The organism is Streptomyces sp. GD-15H (assembly GCF_045291515.1).
Classification (GTDB): Bacteria; Actinomycetota; Actinomycetes; order Streptomycetales; family Streptomycetaceae; genus Streptomyces.
Map to the genome: position 1 here is coordinate 5825116 of NZ_CP149447.1, position 16739 is coordinate 5841854.

General features: G+C 70.4%; 12 protein-coding genes. 7 read left to right on the plus strand and 5 right to left on the minus strand.

Annotation, left to right across the window (positions count from 1 at the left end; all coding sequences use genetic code 11):
• Positions 1-54: 54 nt before the first annotated feature.
• Complete coding sequence (gene lepA / locus WJ438_RS27455) at positions 55-1923, plus strand: translation elongation factor 4 (protein ID WP_406727591.1); 1869 nt, start codon at positions 55-57, stop codon at positions 1921-1923.
• 352 nt (positions 1924-2275) lie between these two features.
• On the plus strand, positions 2276-4150 hold the full coding sequence (locus tag WJ438_RS27460) for an AMP-dependent synthetase/ligase (protein ID WP_406727592.1): 1875 nt from the start codon (positions 2276-2278) through the stop codon (positions 4148-4150).
• Positions 4151-4378: 228 nt separating this feature from the next.
• Here the strand turns inward: WJ438_RS27460 and WJ438_RS27465 are convergent, their stop codons facing one another.
• The 3 genes from WJ438_RS27465 to WJ438_RS27475 all read right to left on the minus strand — a co-directional run bounded on the left by WJ438_RS27465 (position 4379) and on the right by WJ438_RS27475 (position 8373).
• Positions 4379-4573, minus strand: a complete 195-nt coding sequence (locus WJ438_RS27465) for a DUF397 domain-containing protein (protein ID WP_406727593.1) — start codon at positions 4571-4573, stop codon at positions 4379-4381.
• Positions 4574-5298: 725 nt separating this feature from the next.
• The gene (locus WJ438_RS27470) at positions 5299-7359 is read right to left on the minus strand and encodes a restriction endonuclease (RefSeq protein WP_406727594.1); all 2061 of its coding nucleotides are present in this window, start codon (positions 7357-7359) and stop codon (positions 5299-5301) included.
• Positions 7360-7662: 303 nt separating this feature from the next.
• Positions 7663-8373: an alpha/beta hydrolase gene (locus WJ438_RS27475; RefSeq protein WP_406727595.1), complete on the minus strand. Its 711-nt coding sequence runs from the start codon at positions 8371-8373 to the stop codon at positions 7663-7665.
• A gap of 147 nt (positions 8374-8520) precedes the next feature.
• On the opposite strand from WJ438_RS27475, the gene WJ438_RS27480 reads away from it, so the two are divergent.
• From WJ438_RS27480 to hemW, 3 genes are all read left to right on the plus strand, one after another.
• Positions 8521-9048 (plus strand): DUF4291 domain-containing protein, encoded by a 528-nt coding sequence (locus WJ438_RS27480; RefSeq protein ID WP_406727596.1) that lies wholly within the window; start codon positions 8521-8523, stop codon positions 9046-9048.
• A gap of 236 nt (positions 9049-9284) precedes the next feature.
• Positions 9285-11246, plus strand: coding sequence for a SpoIIE family protein phosphatase (locus WJ438_RS27485; RefSeq protein WP_406727597.1), 1962 nt, complete (start codon positions 9285-9287; stop codon positions 11244-11246).
• 49 nt (positions 11247-11295) lie between these two features.
• Complete coding sequence (gene hemW, locus WJ438_RS27490) at positions 11296-12528, plus strand: radical SAM family heme chaperone HemW (protein WP_406727598.1); 1233 nt, start codon at positions 11296-11298, stop codon at positions 12526-12528.
• Positions 12529-12736: 208 nt separating this feature from the next.
• On the opposite strand, the gene WJ438_RS27495 is transcribed toward hemW, so the two are convergent.
• A complete protein-coding gene (locus WJ438_RS27495; protein WP_406727599.1) occupies positions 12737-13543 on the minus strand; it encodes a DUF3097 domain-containing protein in 807 nt (268 codons plus the stop codon).
• 41 nt (positions 13544-13584) lie between these two features.
• A complete protein-coding gene (locus WJ438_RS27500; RefSeq protein ID WP_406727600.1) occupies positions 13585-14310 on the minus strand; it encodes an MBL fold metallo-hydrolase in 726 nt (241 codons plus the stop codon).
• A gap of 171 nt (positions 14311-14481) precedes the next feature.
• On the opposite strand from WJ438_RS27500, the gene hrcA reads away from it, so the two are divergent.
• Together hrcA and dnaJ are read left to right on the plus strand one after the other, a co-directional pair.
• A complete protein-coding gene (gene hrcA / locus WJ438_RS27505; protein ID WP_406727601.1) occupies positions 14482-15498 on the plus strand; it encodes a heat-inducible transcriptional repressor HrcA in 1017 nt (338 codons plus the stop codon).
• Positions 15498-16634: a molecular chaperone DnaJ gene (dnaJ, locus tag WJ438_RS27510; protein ID WP_406727602.1), complete on the plus strand. Its 1137-nt coding sequence runs from the start codon at positions 15498-15500 to the stop codon at positions 16632-16634. Before hrcA ends, dnaJ begins: the two co-directional genes overlap by 1 nt.
• The last annotated feature ends 105 nt before the right edge of the window (positions 16635-16739 follow it).

Genomic DNA, 16739 nt, shown 5'->3' on the forward strand with positions numbered 1-16739 from the left:
CGATCCGACCCGAGACCGCAGACACTGCGGACGCCTCAAGAATCAGGACCCTGCGTGCCCGCGACCCCCAGCCACGTGCCCGAGCCGAGCCGTACCGACCCGGCGCTGATCCGCAACTTCTGCATCATCGCGCACATCGACCACGGCAAGTCCACGCTCGCCGACCGGATGCTCCAGCTGACCGGCGTGGTCGAGCAGCGGCAGATGCGTGCCCAGTACCTCGACCGCATGGACATCGAGCGTGAGCGCGGCATCACGATCAAGTCCCAGGCGGTGAGGTTGCCGTGGGCGCCCACCGACGACAAGGGCAGCACGCACATCCTCAACATGATCGACACGCCGGGGCACGTCGACTTCACCTACGAGGTGTCGCGGTCGCTCGCCGCCTGCGAGGGCACGGTTCTGCTGGTGGACGCCGCCCAGGGCATCGAGGCGCAGACCCTCGCCAACCTGTACCTGGCGATGGAGAACGACCTCACGATCATCCCGGTGCTCAACAAGATCGACCTGCCGGCCGCGCAGCCCGAGAAGTTCGCCGAGGAGCTCGCCAACCTGGTCGGCTGCGAGCCCGACGACGTGCTGAAGGTGTCCGCCAAGACCGGGCTCGGCGTCGAGGCGCTGCTCGACAGGGTGGTCGCCGAGATCCCCGCCCCGGTCGGTGTCAAGGACGCTCCGGCCCGCGCGATGATCTTCGACTCGGTGTACGACTCGTACCGCGGTGTCGTGACCTACGTCCGGGTCATCGACGGCCAGCTCAACAAGCGTGAGCGCATCCGCATGATGTCCACGGGCGCGACGCACGAGCTGCTGGAGATCGGTACGAACTCGCCGGAGATGCTGTCCTCCGACGGTCTCGGCGTCGGTGAGGTGGGCTACCTCATCACCGGCGTGAAGGACGTCCGCCAGTCCAAGGTCGGTGACACCGTCACCAGCCAGCACAAGGGGGCCGAGGAGGCGCTGGGCGGCTACAAGGAGCCCAAGCCCATGGTCTTCTCCGGCCTGTACCCGCTGGACGGCTCCGACTACCCCGAGCTGCGCGAGGCACTGGACAAGCTCCAGCTCAACGACGCGGCCCTGGTCTACGAGCCGGAGACGTCCGCGGCCCTCGGGTTCGGCTTCCGCGTCGGCTTCCTGGGCCTGCTGCACCTCGACGTGATCCGCGAGCGGCTGGAGCGCGAGTTCGGGCTCGACCTGATCGCCACCGCGCCCAACGTGGTGTACCGCGTGATCATGGAGGACGGTGTCGAGCACATCGTCACCAACCCGAGCGAGTTCCCCGAGGGGAAGATCGACGAGGTCTTCGAGCCGGTGGTGCGGGCCACGATCCTCGCGCCCACCGAGTTCATCGGCGCGATCATGGAGCTGTGCCAGACCCGGCGCGGCACCCTGCTCGGCATGGACTACCTCTCCGAGGACCGGGTCGAGATCCGCTACACGCTGCCGCTCGCGGAGATCGTCTTCGACTTCTTCGACCAGCTGAAGTCCAAGACCCGCGGCTACGCCTCGCTCGACTACGAGCCCACCGGCGAGCAGAGCAGCTCCCTCGTCAAGGTCGACATCCTGCTGCACGGCGACAAGGTGGACGCCTTCTCGGTGATCACCCACAAGGACCAGGCGTACGCGTACGGCGTGCGGCTCGTCGCCAAGCTGCGGGAGCTGATCCCGCGGCAGAACTTCGAGGTGCCCGTCCAGGCCGCCATCGGTTCCCGGGTGATCGCCCGCGAGACCATCCGCGCCATCCGCAAGGACGTCCTCGCCAAGTGCTACGGCGGTGACATCTCGCGTAAGCGCAAGCTGCTGGAGAAGCAGAAGGAGGGCAAGAAGCGGATGAAGATGGTGGGTGCCGTGGAGGTCCCGCAGGAGGCCTTCATCGCCGTCCTCTCCAGCGACGACAGCGCGGGGTCGGGCAAGGGCAAGAAGTAACAGGGGACCACCGAAGGCGGGCGGGGGCGCCCCGGAAGGCCGGACGAGAGCGGGGCCCGGCGCGCCTTCGCACGCCGGGCCCCCGCGTGCGTCGGTCGCAGGCCCGTGGTGAGGTCGGTCGTACACCACACCGGAGGGCTGTCTGCGCGAAATGACAGGCCTTGGCCTCTTACGAAGCCGCCGGTCGGCCTCTACTCTGTCCCTGCCCGACGGTTACTCGTGAGTTAAACAAGACTACACGAGCGTAATCAGTCGATCACCAGCCGCTACCGATTCGATACCCGAACCGATCACCAGCCGCACACCAGTCACATCTGAGCCAGCCGCACCGTCGTGGGCCCCGGAGGATGTCTTGAGCGACACACTGACTTTGATCGAGAACCGGCCGCCGAGCGTGGCGACCCTCTTCCTGGAGCGTGTCGCCGCCACACCGGACGCCGAGGCGTACCGCTATCCCGTTCCGTCCGCCACCGGCGACGGCCCCGACGACTGGAAGTCGCTGACCTGGGCCGAGGCCGCCGAGCGGGTCAACGCCATCGCGGCCGGCCTGATCGAGCTGGGCGTGAACCCGGAGGAGCGGGTGGCGCTCGCGTCCGCCACCCGGGTCGAATGGATCCTCGCCGACCTCGGCATCATGTGCGCGGGCGCCGCCACCACCACGGTCTACCCGCAGACGAACCTCGAGGAGTCCGCGTACATCCTGTCGGACTCCGACAGCCGGGTGCTGATCGCGGAGAACGCCGAGCAGGTGGCCAAGGCGGTCGAGAAGCGCGCCGAGCTGCCCCACCTCGGCCATGTCGTGGTCATCGACGCGACCGGCGTCGAGACCGGTGACTGGGTGATCAGCCTCGCCGAGCTGGAGCGCCGCGGGGCGGCCCGGCTGGAGAAGGACGCCGGGCTGGTCAAGGAGCGGGTCGCCGCGATCACCAAGGACCAGCTGGCCACCCTCATCTACACCTCGGGCACCACCGGCCGCCCCAAGGGCGTACGCCTGCCGCACGACAACTGGTCGTACCTGGCGAAGGCGATCGCCGCCACCGGCCTGATCAGTGGCGACGACGTGCAGTACCTGTGGCTGCCGCTCGCGCACGTCTTCGGCAAGGTGCTCACGTCCGGCCAGATCGAGGTCGGCCACGTCACCGCGGTCGACGGCCGGGTCGACAAGATCATCGAGAATCTGCCGGTGGTGCAGCCGACCTACATGGCGGCCGTGCCCCGCATCTTCGAGAAGGTCTACAACGGGGTCGCCGCCAAGGCACGGGCGGGCGGCGGCGCCAAGTACAAGATCTTCCAGTGGGCCGCCGGTGTCGCCCGCGAGTACGCCAAGGCCACGCAGGACAACTTCCGCCGCACCGGCACCGCCAGTGCCCCCTTCGGCCTCACCGCGAAGCACAACGTCGCCGACAAGCTGGTCTACGCCAAGATCCGCGAGGCCTTCGGCGGCAACCTGCGCGCCTGCATCTCCGGTTCGGCGGCCCTGGCCCCGGACATCGGCTACTTCTTCGCCGGCGCCGGCATCCACATCCTGGAGGGCTACGGCCTCACCGAGTCCTCCGCGGCCTCCTTCGTCAACCCCGGCGAGGCCTACCGCACCGGCACCGTCGGCAAGCCGCTGCCCGGCACCGAGGTACGGATCGCCGACGACGGCGAGATCCTGCTGCGCGGCCCCGGCATCATGGAGGGCTACCACGGACTCCCCGAGAAGACCGCCGAGGTGCTGGAGCCCGACGGCTGGTTCCGCACCGGTGACATCGGCGAGCTGTCGCCCGACGGCTACCTGCGGATCACCGACCGCAAGAAGGACCTCATCAAGACGTCCGGCGGCAAGTACATCGCGCCCGCCGAGGTCGAGGGACAGTTCAAGGCGGTGTGCCCGTACGTCTCCAACATCCTGGTGCACGGCGCCGACCGGAACTACTGCACCGCCCTCATCGCCCTCGACGAGGTGGCCCTGGCGGCCTGGGCGCAGGAGAACGGCCTGGGCGGCAAGCCGTACGCGGAGATCGTCGCCGCGCCCGCCACGGTCGAGATGGTCGACGGCTACGTCAAGCAGCTCAACGAGGGCCTGCAGCGCTGGCAGACCATCAAGAAGTTCCGCCTCCTGCCGCGCGACCTGGACATCGAACACGGCGAGATCACCCCGAGCCTGAAGCTGAAGCGCCCGGTGGTGGAGCGCGAGTACCAGCACCTCATCGACGAGATGTACACGGGCACCCGCGAGGCGTGAGCCGCACGGGGCGACCCGTGGTGCGTGAGCCCGGAGCCGGGGCCACCGGACCGAACCGGTCGGGTGGCCCCGACCCACGGCCCCGACGCTGTCGGGCCACAGGCGGCTGCCCTGCTGAAAAGCGTGAGCAGTCGGCGGGCGAATGTCACGTAAGCGCTCAAATGGGCGCCATGTGGACAGGAATGGGCGAAGTGCTCACGTCTTTTCCCGGACACGTCCTGGGGAGGCTCAGCGGTCCGTCGCGAAGTTCCCGAACGCGGCCCAGCCGACCGCGTGCACGGAGAGGTGCGGTCGCCTCACGTCCTCGGAGTCGCGGACGTGGACGGCCCCCGGGGCGACGGCTACTTCGACACGCTCGCCGCCCTCGTTGCCGCTGTAGCTGCTCTTGTGCCAGACGAGTCGTCGACGGCTCTCAGCGCTCATCTTCCGTCTGCATCCTCTCGATCAGGGTCAGAGAATCTCGCGGAGTGAACGCCTGGGCCCTGATGCTGCCGTAGCGTGCGGCCAGGACACGGACCTCGGCCAGGTCTGTCAGCCGGCCGCGCGGAGGTCTGCACTTCCGTGTATCCCACTTGCGACTTCCCCCTTGGCACCAGCAGGGTGAACGAGCCTCCATGCCTGAGTGCTCGGTCCGGTCCGTAGGCATGACCTGCAACTCGACGGTACGCAGTCGTCCGAGGCGAGCAGTCGGTCCAACTGCTCCTCGTGAACGCACTCGCTGCCCGGTGAGCGTCACGCCCCATCTCCCTCCGGCAAAACCATCCGGGCCGAACTGCAAGGCCCCGCCGGAGCGGACACCGCGCGAGTCCTGCCACCCCGAGCCTGGTCCGTACGCCTCGGCCCGAATGGCTACGACGCCTCGCACGCCGACGACTGCACCGTCACTACGAGTGGCGCGGCACCTGCGTGCCCGGGTAATTCGATGGCGTGCGTCGAGCAGGTCCCGCACGCTGGCACCGTGGGAGAGCCCAAGCACCGGATCCGCGCCCGCCACACCGACTCCACGGTCATCGTCTAACAGGCGTACCCACCGGAGATCGGCCTGCCCGCAGCCCGGGAGAGCCGCTTCCCGGCGGCCTGGCAGCGAGACCGGACGACCTGGGTCATCAAGCCGCGTTCACAGCCATCCTCCAGCGTAGCAGCCGGATCTACTCGACCTCGATGCCGAAGTCCGGCACGAGCTCCTCCAGGCCGCCCGCGTAGCCCTTACCGCCCAGGACGAAGTCCCAGTCCCCGTTCGACCTTCGGCGGAAGGAGCCAAGTACCAAGGCGGTTTCGCGTGGCCGGCCGTCGGAGACTTCGAGTTCTCCCAACTCAGCCAGCCGCGGGTCGAGCAGGCGGATGCGGGCGTCCGTGAACTCGGAGAGATCGGCGTCCGGGTTGACCTCTGGGTCGATGGCTGCCACTAGTACGAATCGGTCAGCCTCGTCCGGCAACCCATCGAACGAGACACAGATCGCGGCCTTGTCAGGTGCGGTGGCAGGTAGAGCACGCACGGAGCCGTCCGGTGTCTGCGGGTTGTTGAAGAACACGAAGTGATCGTCACTAAGGACTCGGTTGCCACGGCAGACGAGAGCACACACATCCAAGGCGACGCTTCCGGTCCACGACATGCCCAGAACGTTGTAGTCGTCGGGCAACGCGGTGTCCGGACCCGACGGAGCCGGCTGCGGTGCGGCTTGAGGACCGCTCTCACCCAGCCGCCCACGGAGCCCATGACGATGCAATAGGTCAACGAGTTCAGGGCCCGAGATCAGTTCCAACGGCTTGCCGTTGGCGAAAGTGTGTGAGCCGGGCCCGAACCCTGACGTGGTCACGAGGACACCCTTGTTGGCGCCGGCGTCCTGCACGGTCCCGTACAGGTCACGCACAGCGGTGGGTGGCACCGTGCTGCGGTAGCGCTTCACCTGGACGACGATCTCGCCACCTCGGATGGGCGTCGGGTCCAGCGCCTTGACGTCCACACCGCCGTCGTTCGAGCGTTGGGTCGTCACCGCCTGCATCCCCATGGCCTCGAAGAGCCCGGCTACGAGGTTCTCGAAGGCAATCGGATCCATGTCGTACAGGTCCGGGTCCTCATCGCTGCCGTGAGCGACAACGCGGTTCCCGACATCCTGCGGCCGCCGACCCGGCCGGACTGACGTGAGCTGGTCCGGCCGAGCCGAGAGTTGCCCTCGCAGCGCGTCAGTCAGGCAGCTGCCCGCGTCGACCTGCGCCAAGTGCAGGTCACGGAAAGAAGAGCGCGAGGCCATGACAGTGGCCAGGAAGATATGGCCCGGTCGGCCCGTCGTGGGGTCATGTCCGTCGACGAACCCGTTCAACGCCACCGACTCAAGCGCGCCCAGCTCGTCAGCGGCGAAGAGTTCATGCAGAACGAGCAGCATGCACTGCGCGAGGACCTCCCTGTAAAGAGCTCGGCGCTGGCCTACCGGGCGAGGGTTTTCCTTGTACTGGCCGGTCCCGGACATGTACCGGACGGACTTGACCTCAGGGACGATGCTGTAGGCGGGCAACTCCCAATCCAGCACCAGCTGCCGGGCTGCAGAATCGTAGGCGGCCGCGACCTGGCGCGGGAAACCTTCAGGCCACGCTGTTGAGGCATAGAGAACAGCGGAGAAGTGCTCCACCACGGAATCGGGATCCCGGCGTCTCACGCCTTCGGTCACCGCGACGACGCCGGCGTTGTGCCGCCGTACTTCAGCGAGCTGAGCATCGGCCCACCGCTGGTACTCCCGCTGGTACGAGGCCAGCTGTTGCTGCCGGTGAGCTTCCGCGGCCTGCGCAGCCTGCCAGTCCCGCTCGAAGCGCGTCCGAGCTTCGGCCTGCGCCTGGGCCCGGCGACTGGCAGTCCAGCCGCCTTGCGTCTGGTACTGACGGAAATCAGGCATCGGCAGGGGTTGCGCCAATGGTCCTGGAGCGAAGGGCTGGACCTCTTCGGCGCGCATGAGCGAGGAAACCCTGAAAGCCGGAGCCTGACAGCCTGAAGCGAGAAGGTCCTGCAACGACGCAACCTGCGCGTCCAGTTCCTCTGTGCGACGCAGCGCCTCCGCCTGCCTGTACTCGCGGTGACTCTGGGCGGCTCGCCGCTGGTAGGCGCGCGCTTGCTGAGCTTCCTGTCTCCGACGTCTGGCTTCAACTTCCAGCTGGCGCTGCTGCTGCCGTTGCACCTCGGCCCACGCGCCGACAAAACCAGTAGAGCGACGACTCATGTGTTGCAGGCCCTCCCCGAGGCACTCTGGTTGTCCCCACAACCAGGTGTAACGAGACGACTCTATCCAGCAATTGCCGTCCCGCATATCCACTCGTCAAAGGCAGCCTGCCCAGGGCGTCCGGGCAGGTCAACGCGACTGGGAGGTAACCAGGGCAGTTCCAGGACGCAGTAGGCGAACTGGTGCATTGGGTCGCCGCTGCACCCGCCTGGCAAGGGGCTGTGAACGAGGCTTGACGTGGGTCATCAAGCCGCGTTCACAGCCCCATCCATGGTCCTGGCAGGATGCGGACCCCAAGCGGATCTACTCTCCGACCCCGCGGGCGACCTCACCGATCAGGTCGGCCAGTAGCCCCGGGTGGGACAGAAACGGATGGTGGCCGGTCGGCAGGTCGATCACACCGGACGTCCGCCGGGCGAATTCCCGCTGCTTCGCCGACGGCGTGGCCCGGTCCCCGGTACAGACGACGTACGTCGAGGGGGTCTTGTGCCAGGCGATGCCGCGCGGAGCCTGAGCGAAGACCGCCTGTGACTGCGGTCCCAACCGCCGAAAGGCGCCCGCCTCGGCCTCCTCGTCGCAGTCGTGCAGGAAGGCGCCCCGCAGGTTGACCGCCGTATTCGGGACGACCGTGCCATCATCCCGCGGGACAACCCAGGGGGCGGGTTCAGGTCCGGCCAGGGAGGCGAGGGATTCGCCGCGGTCCGGCACGACCGCGGTGATGTAGAGGAGGTGGCTGACGTCGTCCCTGCCCGCGGCGGCGTCGGTGATCACCATCCCGCCGTAGGAGTGCCCGCACAGCAAGGCGGGGTGCCCAGGCTCCTGGTCCAGCACGGACCGCACCGCGTCAGCGTCGGCGTACAAATCCGCCCCGTACGCGGCGCCCGCCCGCTCGCCGCAGCTGGGCAGTTCCACACTGCGGCTCTCCAGCCCCAGGGCGGCGAGTGGCTCCACCATCCGGTTCCACCACCAGTCGGCATCCTGCGCGCACGCGCCATGGACGAATACGACCCGCATTCAGGCCTCCCTCAGCTTCCCAGCCGCCCGCTTTCCTCTGCGCGCGCATTTCCTCATGCCCTCGGCTGGCCCTCGCCGCGAGCACCTGAAGACGCGTGCGGGCCTGCTCGATCTGATCGACAGGGCCGCCTGATCCGCGGGCCGCCGATGCCCAGCCTGCCACCCTCCCGAGAGATCCCGCCGCCCACCTTGAGGGCCAAGGGCTGTGAACGTGGCTTGACGTGGATCAAGCCGTCCTTCCTCTGGAAGATGTACCGCTGTGGAGGGGGAGCCAAGGAAGGACAGGGGACCGTCCTCGCGGTCGAGATCACCCGCGAAGGCTTCGAGTGGGCGCTGGAGCACGCCTGCCTGTCCCACTACGCGCGCGGACTGCACGCCGACCGAGCCACCTGGAAGCGGCGGGTGAAGCGGGCCCCGGCTCGTGTCCAATGGGATCCCGAGCGCGATGTGCGCCTGCGGCCGCTTCCGCACCGCTCGCTGCAGCTCGGGCTCGTCGGCGAAGCAGCACACCGCTACGCGGACGAGTGGACGGTCTCCCTCACCGACACGACCGCTCTCGCGCACGAGATCCACGGGCATGTGCGGGACGGCGACCTGGAAGCCGCCCGGCAGCTCCTTCCCCGAGAACTGCCCTACCCCGTTCCCGACGGGCTCTTGGATCACCTGCGCCCATGAGGCATGGGGACCGGGACGTGTGCGGACGTCAAGGGGACAGGTACCGGTGCCGTCACGCTTTTCGGTGTTGCTCGAAAGTGGTCGGCTTTCGGCCGGTTGTTGGCTGTGCGCTGAGCACTGTTCTCGCTCCCGATGGTCCACTTCGGTAACTCGTTGCTTATGGGCGGGGCCGGTCTGTCACCCTGTCGGCATTGCTCGAGGTGTACTCGCTCGTACGAACTGCCGGGGAGCTGCCCATGAGGGTCATTCCGACGCAACGGGAGACCCCGCCTGCCGTCTCGGAGACGCCCGCGCAGACGTGCGCGCGGGCGGACGCGGTGCTGTCCGGCGGCTCCCTCGCGCCGGGCACCGCGCGGGCCCTGGTGCGGGCGGCGCTCGCCGACTGGACGGAGCGCGCCCTGCCCGGCGCCGAACACCTCACCGCCCGCGTCGGCGACGACGCCACGCTGATCGCCAGCGAACTGGTCACCAACGCCGTCGTGCACGCCGGGACCGAGGTACGGCTGGCCTGCCGCCTCGAGGAGGAGAGCGGCGCCCTCGTCGTTGAGGTCACCGACCGCCACCCCTCCCGCGCCCCGCGCGGCGGCGAGCCGGAGGCACCGCCCCACGAGAGCCCCGAGCACGGGCGCGGCCTGCTCCTTGTCGCCGCGCTCTCCGAGGCCTGGGGGATCACCTACCGCCCCGGCACCAAAACCGTCTGGGCCCGGGTCCCCGCCGAAGGCGGCTTCGCGACGGACGACGCGGAGAGCACGGACATCCCGTTCGACGCGTACGTGTGGGAGGCGGAGCCGGAGCCCGACGGGGACGAGTGGCGTTCGCCCCGTCCGTACCGGCGGGACGGGGCCTGGCTGGGGCGCGGGGCGCTGTCCTTCCTCGCCGAGGCCTCCGATCTGCTCGCCGGGCAGCTGGACGAGGACCTGGTCGCCGCGCTCACCGGGCAGCTGATCGTGCCGCGGCTGGCGGACTGGTGCGCGGTGTGGCTCGAGGACGAGACCACCGGTCACGGCGGCTGGAGCGACGGGGCACGGGCAGACGGACCCCGCCTCGCCCGCGTCTGGCACGCCGACGAGAGCCGCGTCGACGAACTGAGCCGGGCGCTGGAGCAGAATCCACCGCCTCCCTCCGATCCGCTGCGCACCGGCCCGGTCGTCTATCCCTGGCCGGAAAAGGCGCTCCCCATGACCGAGGACGTCAGCGACAGCGCCAAGAGCAGCGACAGCGACAAAGACACCGCCCCCGGCGCCGCCCTCGCCTACCGGCTCGTCGCCGGTGGCCGGCCGCTGGGGACGCTGGTGATCGGGCGGGCCGGGATCGGGCGGTTCCCGGACGAGGTCACCGGGCTGGTGGAGGACCTCGGGCGGCGCGTGGCGCTCGCCATCGGCGCCGCCCGGCAGTACGCCCGCCAGGCCACCATCAGTGCCGTGCTCCAGCGCGGGCTGCTCCCCGGCGCCGTCGCCGAGATCCCCGGCGTGCGCAGTGCCCTGGTCTACGAGCCCTGCGACAAGGGCGGACCGAGCGGCGACTTCTACGACCTGTTCCCGGCCGGACCGGGCCGCTGGTGCTTCGCCGTCGGCGACGTCCAGGGCAAGGGCCCCGAGGCGGCCGTCGTCATCGGACTGGCCCGCCCCTGGCTGCGGCTGCTCGCCCGCGAGGGCTACCGCGTCGCCGACGTCCTCGACCGCCTCAACCAACTGCTCCTCGACGACGCCACGGAAGCCGCCGACGCCGCCGCCCGCGCGCTCGTCGCCGCCGGGGCCCGCCCGACCGCCCCCGGGGACGGCCCCCAGACCCGCTTCCTCTCCCTGCTCTACGGCGAACTCACCCTCGTCGAGGGCGGCGCCCGCTGCACCCTCGCGTCCGCCGGACACCCCCTGCCGCTGCTGCTCGCCCCCGACGGGACGGTCCGTACCGTGGCCCAGCCGCAGACCCTGCTCGGGGTCGTCGAGGACGCCGGCTACACCAGCGACACCTTCGAACTGCGCTCCGGCGACACCCTGCTCTGCGTCACCGACGGTGTCACCGAGCGGCGCTCCGGCTCCCGCCAGTTCGACGACGGCGACGGGCTCGCCACCGCGCTGGCCGGCTGCGCGGGGCTGGACGCCGACCTGACAGCGGAACGCATCAGCAGGCTGGTCCACGAGTTCGGGGCGCGGCCACCGGCGGACGATCTCGCTCTGCTGGTGCTCCAGGCGGACTGACACCGGCGACGCGGGAAAGGACCGGGACAAGTGCGGGACAATGGAGCACATGCCTTCCGCACTCCCCGACGGCGAGCCCGTCCCCGCCGACGGCGCGCTGCCCGCGTCCGCGCTCGCCGGGGCCGCGAGCCGCCCCCTCGGGTTCTATCTGCACGTTCCGTACTGCGCGACCCGCTGCGGCTACTGCGACTTCAACACCTACACCGCCACCGAGCTGCGCGGCAGCGGCGGAGTGCTCGCCTCCCGCGACAACTACGCCGAGACCCTGATCGACGAGGTCCGCCTGGCCCGCAAGGTGCTCGGCGACGACCCGCGCGAGGTCCGCACGGTGTTCGTCGGCGGCGGCACCCCGACCCTGCTGGCCGCCGACGACCTCGTACGGATGCTGGGCGCGATCCGCGACGAGTTCGGGCTGGCGGCGGACGCCGAGGTCACCACCGAGGCGAACCCGGAGTCGGTCGACCCGGCCTACCTGGCGACCCTGCGCGCGGGCGGCTTCAACCGGATCTCCTTCGGCATGCAGAGCGCCCGGCAGCACGTGCTGAAGGTCCTCGACCGCACGCACACCCCCGGCCGCCCGGAGGCCTGCGTCGCCGAGGCCCGCGCGGCGGGTTTCGCACACGTCAACCTCGACCTGATCTACGGCACCCCCGGCGAGTCCGACGACGACTGGCGGGCCTCGCTGGACGCGGCCCTCGGCGCCGGACCCGACCACGTCTCCGCGTACGCGCTCATCGTCGAGGAGGGCACCCAGCTGGCACGGCGCATCCGGCGCGGTGAGGTCGCCATGACGGACGACGACGCCCACGCCGACCGGTACCTGATCGCCGAGGAGACCCTGTCGGCGGCCGGATTCGACTGGTACGAGGTGTCGAACTGGGCCACCTCCGACGCGGGGCGCTGCCTGCACAACGAGCTGTACTGGCGCGGCGCGGACTGGTGGGGCGCGGGTCCCGGGGCGCACTCGCACGTGGGCGGGGTGCGCTGGTGGAACGTGAAGCATCCCGGCGCGTATGCGACCGCCCTGACCGAGGGCCGCTCACCGGGCGCCGGGCGCGAGATCCTTTCCGAGGAGGACCGCCGGGTGGAGCGCGTTCTGCTGGAACTGCGCCTCAGGGAGGGCGTTCCGCTCGCCCTTCTCCGTGCGGAGGGTCTGGCGGCCGCCCGCCGTGCCCTGGCGGACGGCCTGCTGCGGCAGGGGCCGTACGACGAGGGCCGCGCGGCCCTCACCCTGCGCGGGCGGCTGCTGGCGGACGCGGTGGTCCGGGACCTGGTCGACTGATCGGGTGCCCGGGGAGTGGTTCTTCGCCCCCGCCGCCCCTACCCATTCCCCTCCGCAGGGGGCTGCGCCCCAGGCCCCCGCTGTCGGCCCGAAGGGCCTCGTCCTCAAACGCCGGAGGGGCTGGAATCAGCCCCTCCGGGGGCACCTCCCTGCTCGAAGAGCTCGGGGGAGTTCGAGGAACCGGGGCCCGGGACGAAAACCCATGGGGTCAGGACGGCGCCGTCACGAAGTCGATAAGTTCCTCCACCCTGCCCAGGAGCGCCGGCTCCAGGTCCTTGTACGAGCGCACCGAGCCGAGGATTCGCTGCCAGGCCTCCCCCGTGTGCGCCACACGCCAGCCCAGCGCCCGGCACACCCCCGTCTTCCAGTCGTGGCCGCGCGGCACCCGCGGCCACGACTCGATGCCCAGGGACGACGGCTTCACCGCCTCCCAGATGTCGATGTACGGGTGGCCCACCACCAGGGCGTGCTCGCTGGTGACCGACTCCGCGATGCGCCACTCCTTCGAGCCCGGCACCAGGTGGTCCACCAGTACGCCCAGCCGCGCGTCCGGGCCCGGCGCGAACGCGTCGACGAGCGACGGCAGGTCGTCGACGCCCTCCAGGTACTCCACGACCACGCCCTCGACGCGCAGGTCGTCGCCCCACACCTTCTCGACCAGTTCGGCGTCGTGGCGGCCCTCGACGTAGATGCGCCCGGCGCGCGCCACGCGCGCGCGTGCACCCGGGACGGCCACCGAACCGGACGCCGTACGGGTCGGCCGGGACGGCCCGGCGGCGGGCCGCACCAGCGTCACCGCGCGGCCCTCCAGCAGGAAGCCGCGCGGTTCCAGCGGGAAGACCCGGTGCTTGCCGAAACGGTCCTCCAGGGTCACCGTGCCCGCCTCGCAGCGGATCACCGCGCCGCAGAATCCGCTGCCGGGCTCCTCCACCACCAGACCGGGCTCGGCCGGCACCTCGGGGACGGGCCGGGGATTCTTCCACGGAGGGGTCAGGTCCGGAGAGTACTGGCGCATCCTGATGACGATAGGAGAAGCCGGCCCCGACCGGCCCACGATCAGTGCGACACGCCGAAACGAGCCGCGAGAGCGTCGCGCTGGGCCCGTACGAACGCCGCGTCCACCACCGCTCCGTGACCGGGCACGTACACCGCGTCCTCGCCGCCCAGGGCCAGCAGCCGGTCCAGGGCGTCCGGCCACCGCGACGGGACGGCGTCGGGGCCCGCCTGCGGATCGCCGGACTCCTCCACCAGGTCGCCGCAGAACACCACCTCCGGGTCGCCGGGCACCAGCACCGCGAGATCGTGCGCCGTGTGCCCGGGACCCACGTTCGCCAGCAGCGCCTGCCTGCCGCCGCCCAGATCGAGCGTCCACTCGCCGGACACCGTGTGCCGGGGACGGACCAGCGCGTCCACGGCCTCCTCCGCCGCCCGCGCGTCCAGGCCCTCGCGTTCCGCGTCCGCGCGCAGCTCCTCGTGCCCCCGCGCCAGCGCCGTGTCCAGGCCCACCGCGCCGAACACCTCCGCGCCCGCGAACACCGCCGCCCCGAGGACATGGTCGAAATGGGGGTGGGTGAGCGCGAGATGCGTCACACGCGCCCCGGTGAGCGCCTGCGCCTCGGTCCGCAACCGAGCGCCCTCGCGCAGGGACGAACCGGCGTCCACGAGCAGCACCGCGTCCGCGCCCACGACGAGCCCCGCCGTGCAGTCCCACACCGGCAACCGGCACCGGCCCACGCCGGCGGCCAGTCGCTCCCACCCCGATCCTTCCCAAGTCACCGTCATACCGCGACGCTAACGGGAACCGCGCCTCCCGGCGCGACGGCGCGGGACCGGCCTTGCCGGGGGTGTACCCACCGGCCGTACACTGGGCGGGGGAGTACTGGCACTCGCGTGCGAAGAGTGCCAAGGCATCCAGGGAACGGACCGGACGGAAGGCTCTTGGAGGTGTGCGCCGTGCTCAGTGAACGCAGGCTCCAGGTGCTGCGCGCCATCGTCCAGGACTACGTCGGCACCGAGGAGCCCGTCGGCTCCAAGGCCCTCACCGAGCGGCACAACCTGGGCGTCTCCCCGGCCACCGTGCGCAACGACATGGCGGCCCTGGAGGATGAGGGGTTCATCGCCCAGCCGCACACCAGCGCCGGGCGCATCCCCACCGACAAGGGCTACCGGCTCTTCGTGGACAAGCTCGCCGGCGTCAAGCCGATGACGGCGCCCGAGCGGCGCGCCATCCAGAACTTCCTCGAGGGCGCCGTCGACCTCGACGACGTCGTGGCCCGTACGGTGCGGCTGCTCGCGCAGCTGACCCGGCAGGTCGCCGTCGTGCAGTACCCGTCGCTGACCCGCTCGACCGTGCGGCACGTGGAGCTGCTCCCGATGGCGCCCGCGCGCGCCATGCTGGTGCTGATCACGGACACCGGGCGGGTCGAGCAGCGCATGATCGACTGCCCGGCGCCGGTCGGCGAGGCGACCCTGGGGGACCTGCGGGCGCGGCTCAACAGCCGTGTCGCGGGCCGCCGTTTCACCGATGTACCGTCTCTCGTCGAGGACCTCCCCGAGGCGTTCGACCCCGAGGAGCGCGGTACGGTCTCGACCGTGCTCTCCACCCTCCTGGAGACACTCGTCGAGGACAACGAGGAGCGGCTGATGATCGGCGGTACCGCCAATCTGACCCGCTTCGGACATGACTTCCCCCTTGTGATCCGGCCCGTACTGGAGGCACTCGAGGAGCAGGTCGTGCTTCTCAAGCTGCTGGGCGAGGCGAAGGATCCGGGCGTGACCGTGCGTATCGGTCATGAGAACGCCCACGAGGGACTCAACTCCACCTCCGTGGTGTCGGTGGGCTACGGTTCGGGCGGCGAGGCTGTTGCCAAGCTCGGCGTGGTCGGTCCGACCCGCATGGATTACCCGGGAACGATGGGAGCGGTACGCGCAGTGGCACGGTACGTCGGACAGATCCTGGCGGAGTCGTAGTGGCCACGGACTACTACGCCGTACTCGGCGTGCGCCGCGACGCGTCGCAGGAGGAGATCAAAAAGGCCTTCCGGCGGCTCGCCCGCGAGCTGCATCCGGACGTCAACCCGGATCCGAAGACCCACGAGCGTTTCAAGGAGATCAACGCCGCCTACGAGGTGTTGTCGGACCCGCAGAAGAAGCAGGTCTACGACCTCGGCGGCGACCCGCTCCAGCAGGCCGGGGCCGGCGGCGCGGGCGGCTTCGGCACGGGCGGCTTCGGGAACTTCTCCGACATCATGGACGCGTTCTTCGGCACGGCGTCGCAGCGCGGTCCGCGCTCGCGCACCCGCCGCGGCCAGGACGCGATGATCCGGATCGAGGTCGAGCTGGACGAGGCCGCGTTCGGCACGACCAAGGACATCCAGGTCGACACGGCGATCGTGTGCACCACGTGCAGCGGTGAGGGCGCCGCGCCGGGGACCACCGCGCAGACCTGTGACATGTGCCGCGGCCGCGGTGAGGTCTCGCAGGTCACCCGGTCCTTCCTGGGCCAGGTCATGACCTCGCGCCCCTGCCCGCAGTGCCAGGGCTTCGGCACCGTCGTCCCGAACCCGTGCCCGGAGTGCGCGGGCGACGGACGCATCCGCTCCCGCCGCACCCTGACCGTGAAGATCCCGGCCGGTGTCGACAACGGCACCCGGATCCAGCTGGCCGGCGAGGGCGAGGTCGGCCCCGGCGGCGGTCCCGCCGGCGACCTGTACGTCGAGATCCACGAGCTGCCGCACAGCACCTTCCAGCGGCGCGGCGACGACCTGCACTGCACGGTCACCCTCCCGATGACGGCGGCCGCCCTCGGTACCAAAGTGCCGCTGGAGACGCTGGACGGCATGGAGGAGGTCGACATCCGGCCCGGCACCCAGTCCGGCCAGTCGATCCCGCTGCACGGCCGGGGCGTCACACATCTGCGCGGCGGCGGCCGGGGCGACCTCATCGTGCACGTCGAGGTGCAGACCCCGAGCAAGCTCGACCCCGAACAGGAACGCCTGCTGCGCGAACTCGCCAAACTCCGCGGCGAGGAACGTCCGCTGGGCCAGTTCCAGCCGGGGCAGCAGGGGCTCTTCTCCCGGTTGAAGGACGCCTTCAACGGGCGCTGACGGGTGCTTTCCGCGGGGGCCGGAAGCCGCCCCCGCGGTGCTCCGGAAACGGCCTGCGCCAAGAGCGGGAGCCGATTCCACCCCGATTCGGAGATGTCCGGAGGA